This is a genomic window from Bradyrhizobium sp. AZCC 1578 (genome assembly GCF_036924675.1).
Taxonomy (GTDB): domain Bacteria; phylum Pseudomonadota; class Alphaproteobacteria; order Rhizobiales; family Xanthobacteraceae; genus Bradyrhizobium.
Map to the genome: position 1 here is coordinate 2120658 of NZ_JAZHRZ010000001.1, position 13542 is coordinate 2134199.

13 protein-coding genes and 1 pseudogene are annotated in these 13542 nt (G+C 61.5%); 4 read left to right on the plus strand and 10 right to left on the minus strand.

What is annotated here, in order from left to right; all coding sequences use genetic code 11:
- Nucleotides 1-97 precede the first annotated feature (97 nt).
- The gene (locus tag V1290_RS10320; protein ID WP_334364307.1) at nucleotides 98-271 is read left to right on the plus strand and encodes a hypothetical protein; all 174 of its coding nucleotides are present in this window, start codon (nucleotides 98-100) and stop codon (nucleotides 269-271) included.
- A 13-nt stretch (nucleotides 272-284) separates the two neighbouring features.
- On the opposite strand, the gene V1290_RS10325 is transcribed toward V1290_RS10320, so the two are convergent.
- Entirely contained in the window at nucleotides 285-779 is a 495-nt protein-coding gene (locus tag V1290_RS10325) for a winged helix-turn-helix transcriptional regulator (RefSeq protein WP_334364308.1), read from the minus strand.
- A 171-nt stretch (nucleotides 780-950) separates the two neighbouring features.
- On the opposite strand from V1290_RS10325, the gene V1290_RS10330 reads away from it, so the two are divergent.
- Genes V1290_RS10330 through V1290_RS10340 form a run of 3 tightly spaced genes read left to right on the plus strand, consistent with a single transcriptional unit; the run spans nucleotide 951 to nucleotide 4662 of the window.
- Complete coding sequence (locus V1290_RS10330; protein WP_334364309.1) at nucleotides 951-1442, plus strand: (2Fe-2S)-binding protein; 492 nt, start codon at nucleotides 951-953, stop codon at nucleotides 1440-1442.
- Nucleotides 1439-3811: a xanthine dehydrogenase family protein molybdopterin-binding subunit gene (locus V1290_RS10335; RefSeq protein WP_334364310.1), complete on the plus strand. Its 2373-nt coding sequence runs from the start codon at nucleotides 1439-1441 to the stop codon at nucleotides 3809-3811. The genes V1290_RS10330 and V1290_RS10335 overlap by 4 nt, the downstream gene beginning before the upstream one ends.
- Entirely contained in the window at nucleotides 3808-4662 is an 855-nt protein-coding gene (locus V1290_RS10340; protein WP_334364311.1) for an FAD binding domain-containing protein, read from the plus strand. The genes V1290_RS10335 and V1290_RS10340 overlap by 4 nt, the downstream gene beginning before the upstream one ends.
- Here the strand turns inward: V1290_RS10340 and V1290_RS10345 are convergent.
- From V1290_RS10345 to V1290_RS10385, 9 genes and pseudogenes are all read right to left on the minus strand, one after another.
- Nucleotides 4642-5145, minus strand: a complete 504-nt coding sequence (locus tag V1290_RS10345; RefSeq protein ID WP_334364312.1) for a winged helix-turn-helix transcriptional regulator — start codon at nucleotides 5143-5145, stop codon at nucleotides 4642-4644. The two genes, V1290_RS10340 and V1290_RS10345, sit on opposite strands and share 21 nt — an antisense overlap.
- A gap of 127 nt (nucleotides 5146-5272) precedes the next feature.
- Entirely contained in the window at nucleotides 5273-6526 is a 1254-nt protein-coding gene (locus tag V1290_RS10350; RefSeq protein ID WP_334364313.1) for a CaiB/BaiF CoA transferase family protein, read from the minus strand.
- Between the two features lie 13 nt (nucleotides 6527-6539).
- The gene (locus V1290_RS10355; protein WP_334364314.1) at nucleotides 6540-7337 is read right to left on the minus strand and encodes an enoyl-CoA hydratase/isomerase family protein; all 798 of its coding nucleotides are present in this window, start codon (nucleotides 7335-7337) and stop codon (nucleotides 6540-6542) included.
- 97 nt (nucleotides 7338-7434) lie between these two features.
- A complete protein-coding gene (locus tag V1290_RS10360; RefSeq protein WP_334364315.1) occupies nucleotides 7435-8424 on the minus strand; it encodes a fumarylacetoacetate hydrolase family protein in 990 nt (329 codons plus the stop codon).
- 81 nt (nucleotides 8425-8505) lie between these two features.
- The gene (locus tag V1290_RS10365) at nucleotides 8506-9102 is read right to left on the minus strand and encodes a TetR/AcrR family transcriptional regulator (protein ID WP_334364316.1); all 597 of its coding nucleotides are present in this window, start codon (nucleotides 9100-9102) and stop codon (nucleotides 8506-8508) included.
- A 147-nt stretch (nucleotides 9103-9249) separates the two neighbouring features.
- Nucleotides 9250-10077 carry an enoyl-CoA hydratase-related protein gene (locus tag V1290_RS10370; protein ID WP_334364317.1) on the minus strand — a complete coding sequence of 276 codons (828 nt, stop codon included), beginning with the start codon at nucleotides 10075-10077 and terminating at the stop codon, nucleotides 9250-9252.
- Nucleotides 10078-10102: 25 nt separating this feature from the next.
- On the minus strand, nucleotides 10103-11107 hold the full coding sequence (locus V1290_RS10375; RefSeq protein WP_334364318.1) for an NAD(P)H-dependent flavin oxidoreductase: 1005 nt from the start codon (nucleotides 11105-11107) through the stop codon (nucleotides 10103-10105).
- Nucleotides 11108-11160: 53 nt separating this feature from the next.
- A pseudogene (locus V1290_RS10380) lies at nucleotides 11161-12349 on the minus strand (acetyl-CoA C-acyltransferase).
- A gap of 50 nt (nucleotides 12350-12399) precedes the next feature.
- Nucleotides 12400-13530 (minus strand): acyl-CoA dehydrogenase family protein, encoded by a 1131-nt coding sequence (locus tag V1290_RS10385; protein WP_334364319.1) that lies wholly within the window; start codon nucleotides 13528-13530, stop codon nucleotides 12400-12402.
- Between the last annotated feature and the right edge of the window lie 12 nt (nucleotides 13531-13542).

Sequence of the window (13542 nt, forward strand, 5' to 3'; positions counted from 1 at the left end):
GCGCGCTGCGCTAGATCAAAAAATCGAGATAGCGCTATTCACGTGTGATTAGCGGCACTGCCGCCTAGTCTTGTCTGCTGACTGGCTCTGAAGCCGCGTGGCGTCAGAAGCTTCAGCACTGCTCGGTTTCTGGCAAATATTGAACGCCGCGGTCGGTGTATGGCTGGCCGCCACCGTGTCGCATGAAGCCATGTTCGCGCTAGGCGTCGTATTGACGATCTTTTCGCTGGCTGCTCTTGGCCTGTACGCGTTGAAGCCGGGCGCTGGTTAGCGACAAACCGAAATCATCCTTGGTCGAACTTGGCCAGTCGCCACCTCACCAGGTCGTCGGCGCCTGGGCCAGCCTGCGGCCGGACGTCCCGTAAGCGTACCAATTCTCCCGACTTGTCATCGACAAGCGCGAGCTTCACCGGACGGCCACTGTTCTTATTGATGAATTTGAGCGGCGGCCCGGCATTTCCCGTGATCGCCCACTTGTCCCCCACCTGAGCAAGCGCCTGGATGACCAGGAGGACTTCCCTGCCCTTGCGGGTAAGGAGGTACTCGTAACGATCGGGCCCGGTCTGATACAGCCGCCGTTCGATGAGTTCGTTTTGCTCTAAATGCTTGAGCCGGTCGGACAGCGTGGCGTGAGTAACGCCGGTCGACTTCCTCAGATCCTCGTATTTGCTCAACCCGAGCGACAGATCGCGCAGGATCAGAATGGCCCAGCGGTCACCGACCGCGTCGAGCACGCCGGCAATCGAGCAGGCCATTCCCTCAAAGCTCTTCGAGCGCATCCACGTCGACTCCAAACAACTCTTATTACCAGAGTAATAGGAGCGGCAGTGGGATCCAAGTACTCGTCTCCGGCTCCAAAAAAATCGCTTGCCGCCAGTCACTCTTATTATTAGAGTAACTACGAGTAAAGAAAAAGGGGACGGCCAAACCTGCCGCAATCAGGAGGATGCATGCCCAAGCCCGACAACCGTCACGTCGTGACGCTGGAGATCAACGGCACGCGCAAGACCGTCGCCGTCGAGGCGCGAAGGTTGCTGGTCCATCTGATCAGGGAGGACCTTGGCCTCACCGGCACGCATGTCGGCTGCGATACTTCACAGTGCGGCGCCTGCACCGTGGAGATCGACGGACAAGCGGTGAAGTCGTGCACCGTGCTGGCCGTTATGGCAGACGGTGCGTCGATAACGACGATCGAGGGCGTGACCGATATAGGCGCCGAACTCAGTCCTGTTCAGGCAGCATTCCACGAGCATCACGCCCTGCAATGCGGCTTCTGCACGCCAGGCATGGTGATGAGCGTCCGCCAGCTATTGAAGGATAAGCCCGATCCGAGCGAGGCCGACATCCGCCGCGGCCTTGCCGGCAACATCTGCCGCTGCACCGGCTATCACAACATCGTCCGCGCCGTCGAAAGTCTCGCATCGAAGGGCGACCAGCCATGAACGACACGACCGCTATCCGCCACATCGGCCAGCCGCTCAGGCGACGCGAGGATTTCAAACTACTCGTCGGCAAGGGCCGCTACGTCGATGATGTCAGGTTGCCAGGTATGCTGCATATGGCGGTACTGCGGTCACCGCACGCCCACGCCGAGATCAGAAGCGTCGACCTGTCCGCCGCCAAAATCTCACCGGGCGTTCGCCTCGTCCTGTCCGGCAAGGTGCTCGAGGGCAAAATGGGCCCGATCGTGCCGAACTGGATCATCCCCGGCAGCAAGGTGCCGTTCCGTCCCGTTCTCGCGACCGATCGCGTTCGCTTTGTCGGCGAGTGCGTGGCGCTGGTGGTGGCGGAAACGCTGGCCGAAGCCTACGACGCGATCGGTCTGATCGAGGTCGATTACGAGGTGCTGCCCGCGGTGACCGACGAAGAGGCCGCGATCCGTGAAGACGCGACGCAACTCCATGACAACGTTCCCGGCAACATCACCACGATCTACAAGGTGCGCGGAGGCGACTACCAGCAAGCCGCCCGCGAAGCCGATCAGGTCATCGGACTACGCGTCGTCAACAACCGACTGATCCCGACCTGCATGGAAACGCGCGCGATCGTTGCCTCGCCAGAGCCGGACGGCACACTGACAGTCTATATCGGCAGCCAAGTCCCCCACATGCACCGGCGTTGGATCGCCGAGACGGTCGGCATTCCCGAGCATCAATTGCGGGTGGTTGCGCCTGATATCGGGGGCGGCTTCGGCGCCAAGATGCATCTGTATCCGGAGGACCTGCTCTGCCCCTATCTGGCGCGCGAACTCAACGCACCGGTCAAATGGTGGGAAAGCCGCTCCGAAAGTCATCAATCGACCAGCCATGGTCGTGCTCATACCGAGAACATTGAAATCGCTTTCAAGAACGATGGCACCATCCTCGGCCTTAAGGTGGCAACGCTCGGCAATGTCGGCGCCTATCTCTCCAACATGGCGAGCGGCGGTCCAACGGTAAACACCATCAATTTCGGCACTGGCACCTACAAGATCGACAATTACGAAGCCATTTCTCGCGTCGTCGTCACCAATACCGTACCGGTTGATGCCTATCGCGGTTATGGCCGGACCGAGGGCGCTTACATCGCCGAGCGCGCGATCGACGCGGTGGCGCGCCATCTCAAACTCGACCAGATCGAGGTGCGGCGGAAGAATTTCGTTCAACCGGCGGAATTTCCCTATCGGCCCTACGGCAGCATGGGGGTGATGTATGACAGCGGCAACTATCAGGGACTTCTCGACAAGGCGCTTGCGGCTTTCGACTATGACGGACGCCGCAGCGAATGCGAAGCCCTGCGCGGCAGCGGCATCTATCGCGGCATTGGCGTCGCCGCCTATACACATATGTGCGGCATGGCACCTTCGCGTCGGCTGGCCCCAGGCGGATTTGACCGCGGCGGATGGGAAAGCGCACGGGTCAGCATCGATTCCAGCGGACGGGCCACGATCTATTCGGGCTCGATGAGCCAGGGTCAAGGCCATATCACGTCGTTGTCGCAGATCGCCGCTGACGTGCTGCAGATTCCGATTGAAAACATCGACATCGTGCAAGGCAACACCCGCCAGGTGCAGGCCGGCCACGGTACCTTCAATTCCCGTTCGATGGCTGTCGGCGGATCCAGCGTGCACGTGTCGTCGCAGCGCATTGTGGCCAAGGCCAAGAAGATTGCAGCAGGCATGCTGGAAGTGGACGAGAAGGATGTTTCCTATTCGGCGGGCGCGTTCAGCGTGCCCGGCACCGATATTGCGCCGGTTACCTTCTCCAAGGTCGCCCGCATGGCTTATCTCGGGCACAAACTGCCGGATGACGTCGCACCGGGCCTGGATGAGACGGTGTTTTATGATCCGACCGGCATGGGTTCGCCGTCAGGCATCCACCTCGCTTATGTCGAAGTCGATCCGGAGACCGGGATCGTCGACATTCTCGACTATGTCGCCGTCGACGACGTCGGCACGCTGATCAACCCTCGCCTCGCGGCCGGCCAGATCCATGGCGGCGTCGTGCAGGGCATCGCGCAGGCGCTCTATGAAGAGGTCAGCTACGATCCCGACAATGGGCAACTTCTGACCGGCTCGCTGCTCGACTATGCCGTTCCGCGCGCCGAGCATGTGCCGAATATCCGATCGCTGTTCCAGGAAACGCCGTCGCCGACCAATCCGATCGGCGTCAAGGGTATCGGCGAGAGCGGCTCTATCGCCGCCCCACCCTGCATGGTTCACGCCGTGCTCGATGCCTTGTCACCGTTCGGTATCACCCATCTCGACATGCCGCTGATGCCACCCCGAATCTGGACGGCGGTACAAAAGGCACGCGCGGGAGCCTCCCAATGATCCCCACAGCCTTCGATTATGTCCGCGCGTCTTCGCTCGCCCAGGCGATCGATCTGTTGCGCGACGATCCCGACGGAACGAAGCTTTTGGCCGGTGGCCATACCTTGCTGCCGGCGCTGAAGCTGCGGCTGGCATCGCCCGCGCTCCTGATCGATATTGGAGGCCTCGCCGAGCTCAAGGGAATCGAGATCAGCGAGACCGGCATCAGGATCGGCGCACTGACGACGCATACCGAACTCTTTGCTTCCGAGCCGCTGAACAAGGAGCTGCCGGTTTTTCGCCAGGCGGCCAGCCTCATTGCCGATCCCCAGGTACGTAACCGCGGCACGATCGGCGGCTCGCTCGCGAACGCCGATCCCGCGGCTGACTGGCCGGCGGTTGTGGTGGCGTTGCAGGCAGAGGTCGAGATCGCAGGCCCGAATGGCCTGAGAAGGGTGGCGGCACGGGACTTCTTCGTCGATATCTTTTCTACCGTCCTGGAACCGGACGAAATTCTCGCCAGCATCCATATCCCGCGGCCGAAGCCCGGTACGCGCTTCATCTACCGAAAGATCCGGCACCCCGCGAGCGGCTTTGCCGTCGTGGGAATCGCGGTCGGCGTGCGGCTGCAGGACGATGTCGTCGTCGAGATTTCCATCGGCATTACGGGTGCAGCGAACCACGCGTTCGCCGACCACCACGCCGCCGATTTCCTGACCGGCAAGACGCTTTCGCGGGACAATATCGACCAAGCGGCAAAATTGCTGAGTGAGGCCACAGAGTGCCTCTCGGACCGCTACGCATCGGCCGACTACCGCGCGAATCTGATCCGGGTCGAGATCAGGCGAGCGCTACTTGCGCTTTCGTCGTGAGGCGGGAGCCTTCGCACCGGCCGCTGCACGATCGGCGATATCGCCGCCAAATCGCTTGCGATTGAACGGAACAGCACCTGCGCCGGCGACGATCTCGACATCCTCAAGCCGCAACGGCTTGCCGCTCGTTGTCCGCAATTCCGGAAACTCGATCGGGCGCCCGGCGGCGCGGTCGCGGAACACGACCTGCGGTCCGGCCGGCTCCGCCAGCCAGTCGTCGCCCCATTTCTTCAGTGCGAGATAGGCCGGAAAGAAATCACGTCCCTTCTCGGTCAGAACGTACTCATATCGGCCGGCGTGTTCGGGTAGCGGCACCCGTGTCATGACGCCGGCCTCGACGAACTTCTTCAGCCGGGTGCTCAAGATGTTGGGAGCGATCCCGATATAGTATTCGAATTCGTCGAAGCGCTTCACGCCGTAATAGGCCTCGCGCAGGATCAGGATGGACCAGCGGTCGCCGACAACTTCCATGGCGCGCGCCATGGAACATTCCTTGTTGGCAAGACGGCTTCGCTTCACACTGGACATAGCTCTTTCAACTCCGAATTCAGCTCATACCATATTGAGCGGGATTCGTGTATGTCCCGTGCGCCCTTCGGCGTTTGGCTGATCAGGCGGCCTGCCCCGGCTCGGCTTCGGGCTTGGCAACGATCTCGGGCTGCAGCGCACGCCGATGCGAAACAAGCACGCCCGCTTCGCTTAAGCGTTTCAATTCCGCCTCGCTGACTCCGAGCTCGCTGAAGACCGCGAAATTATGCTCGCCTTGGAAAGCGGGTGCCCCGATCGGTGTCAACTCTTCGGCCGAAAAGCGCCACGGCCGACCCGGCAGTCGATACTCGCCACCGCTGCGGTCAGGAACGTGTTGCACGGCGCCCCAGTAATCGCTCCATTCCGAGGCCGTGAGCTCCTTGATCGAACGGATCTCGCCCATGGCGATCTTGGCCTCGTCGAACTGGGCGTCGAGGGTCGCCATATCCGGAAAGGTCAGGATCCAGGACTGGATGATCTGGTGCAGCACGCCGAAATTCGAGCGGCGCGCGGCAGCAGTGGAGAACCGGGGATCGTCCATCAGATCGACGCGGCGCATGGCGCGCAGCCACGACGGAAAGGTCAGGCTGCCGATGATACTGGTCGCAACCGTGAAGTGCTCGCCTTGCGGTCCCGTGAAAAATGGGCAATCGGTGGCCCCTAGTATCGCGGGCTCCGCCCCGATATCGTCGTCGGAGAGATCGACATGCGCTCGTTCATTGACGGCGAGCAGCGTCGCCGCCATTGCAACGTCGATATACTGGCCCTGCCCCGTCTTCTGGCGGCTGTTGAGCGCTGCGAGAATCGCAATCACGGTCTGCAATCCGGCATAGACGTCTGCATGCGACAGGCTGTCGGTACGCGGCTCCGCCAGCGTGTCGCCGTAGTGACGAACGCTGTTGTCGGTAAAGCCGGCCTCGGCCTGCACCGTTGGTGCATACGCCATCCGGCTGCGCCACGGACCGCCCTGGCCATAGCCGGTTATCGACGCGTAGATCAGGCGCGGGTTGCGTTTGGACAGTGTCTCGTAGTCAAGGCCGAAGAAAGCCAGAGTCCCGGCACGGAAATTTTCGACGACGATATCGGCGGTGTCGCAGAGTTTCAGCACCAACTCATAGGCGCCCGGCATATTGAGATTGATGCTGACATTGCGTTTTCCGGCATTTTGCTGGGCGTAATAGCCCGACATGCCGTCGGTCGATGGAAATGCAAACCGGGAAACGTCGGGGCTTGGCGGTTCGATCTTGATGACCTCGGCACCAAGATCCTGCAGCGTCCGCGCGCACAGCGGACCAGCCAGCACGCGGGAGAAATCGACGACACGGATTCCACTCAAGGGGCCACTCATGTTAGCGCCCCGCGAACTTTGCAAGACCCGGGCCGTTCTTGCGGAATGACGTGAGACCGGTCTTGAGATCTTCCGACGCCCAGATCGGCGCCTGTACTCTTGCCATCGCCTCGTCCGCGGCCACCACGCCCTGGTTGACCGCGATATGCGCGAGTTCCTTGGTCGCGGCATGCGCCACCGTCGGTCCCTGCGCAAACTCCTCCGCGATTGCCATCGTCGCCGTCTCCAGCGACTCTTCCGGAACTGTGAGATTGATCAATCCCCACTTCTCCAGCGTCGACGCATCATAGCGTCGCGCCAGCATCGACATTTCCTTGGCGCGCTGGGCACCAATCCGCTGCACCTGACGCTGGATTCCTCCCAGCAAGGGATGCAGCCCAAGCGTCGCCTCGACCGAGCCGATCTTCGCCGAAGAGGCCGCGATGATGTAATCGCACGATAGCGCAAGCTCGAGGCCGCCCCCCAGGCAAACGCCGTGAACACTGGCGATTAGCGGGATTGGCAGCAGCTCCATGAAGCGCAGGAATTCGACGCCGTTCAGCTGCCGATTTTCACCGGCCTGATCTCCGCTGCCTGCCTCTACCCGCTTCTCGAAGATATCCAGATCGGCGCCGGCGGAGAAATGCCGCAGTCCGCTACGGATGACGATGGCGCGGCTGCCTGCCTTCTGCGCTGCCCCCACCTGATCCACAATCGCGTTGAGGAGTTTGGGGCCGAGCAGGTTGTGCGGCCGATAAACCATGGTCAAAACGGAGATATTGCCGCGCTGCTCACGCGTCACCAATGCATCCTCGGACAAAGCTGCCTCCTGTTTGCCGGCGGCTCTTGCGACCGCATCGTTTGATCTGCGAAATGCAGGTTACACCATGGCTTGCATTTTGCAATCCATCGTTTCGTTAGATATTTTGACGCTCGACCCGATTTTTCAAGACCCCGATCTTCTCGACCTCGAGCTCGATGCTATCCCCGTGCTCGAGATACCAGCCAAGCTCGAGGCCGCAGCCATTGCCCACGGTACCGGAGCCGATGAACTCACCGGGCATCAACGTTTCATCCCGGGTAATGTGGGCGATGATTTCCTCGAACGAAAACAGCATGCCTTCACTCGTGCCCTGCGAACGAACCTCGCCGTTGACGCGGGCTTCCATCTTGAGGTTGTAGGGGTCGCCGATTTCGTCGGGTGTCACGATCCAGGGCCCAAGCACGTTGCCGCCATCGAAGCTCTTGCCTTTGGCGGGTCCCAATCGGCCTTCCATCTCCACCCGCTGGGCATCGCGCGCGGAAAAATCGTTGAAGATCGTGTAGCCGAATATGTGGTCGCGCGCCTTCGCTGCCGGAATGTTCGCGCCCCTGTTCTTGGTGACGATTCCGAATTCCAATTCGTAGTCCATGACCTGGCTGTAACGCGGCCATTTGACCGTCGTGTTGGGGCCCTTCACGCTAAATCGGTTGGTAATGTAGTAGATTGGTTGCTTGCGATACACCTCGGGCAGCTCGGGCAGCGGCGCAGCCTGCAGACGTGCGAGCTCAGCCGTATCGCCTGCCTTCCGCGCCTTTAGTTTGAGATGCCCGATCGGGCCTTGAACGATATGCACCGGGAACGACATGCCGTCGCGCATCTGGCGCGGCTCCGGCAACGGGGCAAGAAGTTCGGATTCCGCAACCGCAGACCATAAGTCCTGATCTTTCCTATAGCGGTCGAAAAGGTTGGATGCTTCGTCCAGCGCGGCGTCGCCATAATCCACAAGGTCAAGCATCGAGTTGAATGCTGGATTTTGCTTACCAGCCCGCTGCGAGGCGGCAGCGAGATCAAACAACAAGCGGCCGCCGGCTTGGACGAGCGCGAGCCTATTTTGACCTGCGGATCGATAGGTAGCTAGTTTCAAGGCGCACCTCCCAAGCCAAATGAGCATTTGACGGCAGCATAGACCATAACTTGCATTTTGCAAGTTATGGGCACCGGAGGCTTATGGACTCGGAAAGACATTAGCGTCCTGATTGCGCAAGGCCTGCCGACCGGCCTCCAGAAGAGCGTCAGACAGCCGCCTGTCGCCGGCCGCACGCGCGAGCACGATGGAGCCGACCATGGTCGCAATTGCGCCGGCTGCGGCCTGCCGCGCATCCGATGACGATCCTCTCGGGATCAAACGGGCGATGACATCGATCATTTTCTCGAGCCTGCCTGCAAAGGTACGCCGCGCCTCCGGGCCTGACCGTCCGATATCCGCGGCTAAAGCCGGAAGCGCACAACCGCGAGCCGGATTATTGCGATGGCGAGGGCTCAGATAGGACTCGACGACTGCGTCGTATCCTTTCTCGGGAGGCAATCCCTGCGTGAGATCCAGCCAATGGGCGATGGTTTGATCCATGGCCAAAGCGATCGCTTCAACGACCAAAGCGTCACGTGACTTGAAGTAGGCGTAGAAGCTGCCATGCGTCAGGTCAGCGAGCTTCATCAGGTCGACCACACTCAGGCCGTCGGCGCCGTTCTGACGCAGGCCGTAGGAAGCATTTTCGACGATCCGCCTGCGGGTCTGCTGCCCATGGTCTTTCGGATAACGCATCGCATGCTCCCGGATGAACTAAGATAGAGAGCCACATTAGATGATTATCATCATATATAACAACCGAATTCCTCAGAATGGCTTTTTGATCTGCGCCTCTACTAGGAAAAGCCGGTCAGCGATGCGGACCTTCAGATTGAACGCACACTAGTTCCCGGCGAATACGGGTTTGCGCTTCTCGATGAAGGCGCGGACCGCTTCCTTGTGATCCGTCGTTCGCGCAGAGCGGACCATGTATGCCGCTTCCTGGTCCATCGAATCCAGAAGGTCCGTGGCCAAGGCATGGTCAAGGTTGTCCTTCATGCCGGCGAACGCTTGCGAGGGGCCCTCGGCCAAGGACCTTGCAAGCGCAAATGCGACATCGCGAAGCTCGGCGTCGGCCACCACCCGGTTGACGAGTCCCAGGGTCTCGCAGCGGCGTGCGTCGATCCGTTCGGACAGAAACATCAACTCGCGTGCCCGGGACGTTCCCACCAGCCGCGTCAGCAGCCAGGCGATGCCGTAGTCCCCCGTCAGCCCGATTCGGGCATATCCCGTGGTCATCACAGCCGATTCAGCGGCGATTCGAATGTCGCAGGCGAGTGCGAGCGCAAGCCCTGCCCCCGCGGCAGGCCCGGGAAGCGCCGCGAGCGTCGGCTTTCGCAGTCCCACCAACGCACCCGTGAGGGTGCGCTGCTTGATGCGCAAGTCGGCGATCCGCTCATGGATCGGCGTATCGGCCTTCGCAGAATTGCTCCCCATACCCTTGACGTCGCCGCCGGCGCAAAAGGCGGCTCCAGCGCCCGTGATGAGCAGTGCGCCGACGCCGGAATCATCGCCGCACTGCCTTATCATGCGCCGCAGCGCAGGGGTCAGTTGGTCGGACAAGGCATTGCGGGCCTCGGGCCGGTTCAGCGTGATGAGCGCGACGCGATGGCGGATTTCACACAGCAACTCACCTGTGCCGGTGTCGAGCTCGATCCGATCTTCTGCCATCCGCCCTGGTTCCCGTTGCTAGGCTTCAGGCGACCATTAAGGCTTCCTTGCTGTCGGCGTCGAGGAATCCCGTAAGCCGTTCCCTGATCAACCGCTCGGCATCTGCCATGATACGGTCGATCAACTCCTTCACCGTCGGAATGTCGTTGATGAGTCCGACGACCATGCCGCAGCTCCAGGCGCCAGCGTCCATGTCACCATCGATCATTATCCTCGGATAGACGCCCGCCACCTGCTCGTGGATGTCGTCGATCTTCAGGCTTGCGCCCCTTTCGCGCTCGATCTCGAGCAGCTCGTCGACGCCCTTGTTCTTCAAGACACGCTCCGTATTGCGCAGCGCGCGCATGACCAGCACGGTGTCGAGTTCGGTCGCCTTGACCAAGGCCTGCTTTACATTGTCGTGGACTGGCGCTTCCTTCGTGGCGATGAAGCGGGTGCCCATGTTCATGCCGGCGGCCCCCATCGACAGCGCCGCGACGAGGCTCCGCGCGTCGGCCATGCCGCCCGACGCCACAAACGGAATCTTCAGCTCGTCCGCCGCACGCGGCAGCAGGATCATGTTCGGGATGTCGTCCTCGCCGGGATGGCCGCCGCATTCGAAGCCATCAACGCTGACAGCGTCGCAGCCGATCTTCTCGGCCTTGAGCGAATGCCGCACCGAGGTGCATTTATGGATCACCTTGATGCCGGCCGCCTTCAGCGCCGGCATGTACTGCTCGGGGCTGCGGCCCGCGGTTTCCACTGCCCTGACGCCACCTTCCTTGATCGCAGCGATGTACTCTGGATAAGGCGGCGCAGTGAAACTCGGCAGGAAGGTCAGGTTCACGCCGAACGGCTTGTCGGTCATGTCGCGGCAGCGCGCGATTTCTTTGGCCAACAGTTCCGGCGTCCTTTGCGTCAGACCGGTGATGATTCCGAGTCCGCCGGCGTTCGACACTGCGGCCGCCAGCTCGGCAAACCCGACATAGTGCATTCCGCCCTGGATGATCGGATGTTCGATGCCGAACATCTCGGTAATTGCTGTCTTCACGCGTGCCTCCGATGTGTTTTTACAGATCTCTGGTCTAGCCGGTTTGTTGGTCGTCAGTGGACAATTTCGAGGAGGCCTGCGGCGCCCATGCCGCCGCCGACGCACATCGTAACAACGGCGTATTTCGCCTTGCGCCGGCGACCCTCGATCATAGCGTGGCCAGTCAGCCGCGCGCCGGTCATGCCGTAGGGATGGCCAACCGCAATCGAGCCCCCGTTGACGTTGAGCCTTTCGGGATCGATCCCAAGCTTGTCGCGGCAATAGATCACCTGCACCGCGAACGCCTCGTTCAACTCCCAGAGATCGATATCATCGACCTTGAGGCCGTGGCGTTTGAGCAGCCGGGGCACGGCATAGACCGGGGCCGACACCCATCTCGTCCGGTTCACACCCGGCGCTGACAAAGCCACGGAAGATGCCCAGCGGCTTCAGACCCTTCTGCGCCGCGAGCTTGTCGCTCATGATGACAGCCGCGCTGGCGCCATCCGAAAGCTGACTGGCATTGCCGCCGGTAACAGTGAAGCCCGGCCCCTTGGCCGGCTTGACGCCGGCAAGACCCTCGGCCGTGGTATCGGGACGCGGCCCCTCGTCGGCCGACAGCGTCACCTGCTGATATGACACGGCGCCGCTCGCCTTGTCAGTCACCGCCATGGTCGTCTTGATCGGTGCGAGTTCGTCGCTGAACCGGCCGCCCTGCTGCGCGGCCGCCGTCCGGCGCTGGCTCTCGAGGCTGTATTCGTCCTGACGTTCGCGCGAGATATTGTAACGTTTCGCAACGATCTCGGCGGTATCCAGCATTGCGATGTAGGCGTCTCCCTTCATCGCGAGAAGTTCAGGATCGACGGCATGAAAATTGTTCATCTGGTTGTTCTGGACCAGGCTGATGGATTCACCGCCGCCGCCGATGGCAACCTCCACGCCATCGAAAATGACCGAGCGCGCAGCCAGCGCAATCGCCTGAAGGCCGGACGCGCATTGGCGATCGATGGTCGTTCCGGCCACGCTCACCGGAAGTCCGGCCCGCAGCAGCGCCTTGCGCGCAATGTTGGTACCCGTGGTGCCCTGCTGCATGGCGCAACCCATCACGACATCCTCGACTTCGGCGCCCTCGAGCTTCGCGCGCGACAGCGCCGAAGAGATGGCATGGCCGAGCAAGGTCGCGCCTTCGGTATTGTTGAGAGCGCCCTTGTACGCCTTGCCAATTGGGGTGCGAGCGGTCGAGACGATTACGGCTTCGGTCATTGTTTACCTCTGGTCGGAGTGCGGAAGTCGACTAGCTGTGTTGGAGGGATTCAGCTTTGCTGCGCGTACCGCATCAGATGATAGGCGGGATCGCCGAACTGGACGTTGATGGAGCTTATTCGCTTGAAGTAGTGGCCGACGTTCAACTCGTCGCTCATGCCCATGCCGCCGTGCAGTTGCACGGCCTGCTCTGCGACAAAGCGTGCGGCGTAGCCGACCTTGGTCTTGGCGCCGGACGCCAGTTTCGATCCGTTCGGTTCCTTCGACGCCAGGGTCAGATTCAAATGCTGAGTGAGCGAAATCGATTCCTCAAGCGCGATGAACATGTCGACCATGCGGTGCTGCAGCACCTGAAACGTTCCCAGCGCAACCCCGAACTGCTTGCGCGTCTTGCTGTATTCGAGCGTCGCCGAGTTCAGCTCCGTCATGGCGCCGACGGCTTCCGCGCAAAGGGCCGCGATGGCGCGATCGCGAGCCGCCTCCAGGGCCGCGACGCCCTCGCCTTCGCTGCCCAGCATCTGGCTGGCCGGCACCTCGACTTTCATCAGCGTGAGTTCAGCGGCGCGCCGGCCGTCGATGGTCTTGAAGCTCTGCAGGTGAAGATTGGCCGCATGGCGATCTACGACAAACAGACTGACGCCGTCGCGATCGCGTTGCTGGCCCGAGGTGCGCGCCGAAACGATCAGCTTGTCGGCCCATGGCGCACCGACTACCGCGGCTTTGGTTCCGCTCAGAACAAACTTGTCCCCTTGGCGGCGTGCCGTGGTGGTGACGTTGTGGAAATCATAACGTGACCGTCCCTCCGCCCACGCCAAGGCCCAGATCGCCTCGCCCTCCATGATCTTCGGCAGGAACGCCTGGCGCTGCTCGGGCGAGCCGGCGTCCTCGATCAGGCCACCGGCGAGGACAACCGTCTCAAAATAGGGCTCGACGACGAGGTTGCGGCCGAACTCCTGCATCACGATCATCGTCGCAAGCGAGCCGCCACCAAGGCCGCCGGAGCTCTCCTGGAACGGCGCGGCGCAGAGCCCCAGTTCGGCAAAGGATTTCCAGTGCCTGCGGCTCCAGCCTTCATCGGTCGCGACGATCTTGCGGCGCTCGTCGAAATCGTATTGCTCGCGCAGGAAGCGTTGAATGCTGGACCGGAGCAGTTCCTGTTCTTCCGTCAACTGAATGTCCATCGGATGCCTCGT

Coding starts and splice junctions, on each gene's coding strand:
- V1290_RS10385 (WP_334364319.1), bottom strand. CDS start 13,530: ATGGACATTCAGTTGACGGAAGAACAGGAACTGCTCCGGTCCAGCATT.
- V1290_RS10370 (WP_334364317.1), bottom strand. CDS start 10,077: ATGGCAGAAGATCGGATCGAGCTCGACACCGGCACAGGTGAGTTGCTG.
- V1290_RS10340 (WP_334364311.1), top strand. CDS start 3,808: ATGATCCCCACAGCCTTCGATTATGTCCGCGCGTCTTCGCTCGCCCAG.
- V1290_RS10325 (WP_334364308.1), bottom strand. CDS start 779: ATGCGCTCGAAGAGCTTTGAGGGAATGGCCTGCTCGATTGCCGGCGTG.
- V1290_RS10345 (WP_334364312.1), bottom strand. CDS start 5,145: ATGGCGCGCGCCATGGAAGTTGTCGGCGACCGCTGGTCCATCCTGATC.
- V1290_RS10330 (WP_334364309.1), top strand. CDS start 951: ATGCCCAAGCCCGACAACCGTCACGTCGTGACGCTGGAGATCAACGGC.
- V1290_RS10335 (WP_334364310.1), top strand. CDS start 1,439: ATGAACGACACGACCGCTATCCGCCACATCGGCCAGCCGCTCAGGCGA.
- V1290_RS10365 (WP_334364316.1), bottom strand. CDS start 9,102: ATGCGTTATCCGAAAGACCATGGGCAGCAGACCCGCAGGCGGATCGTC.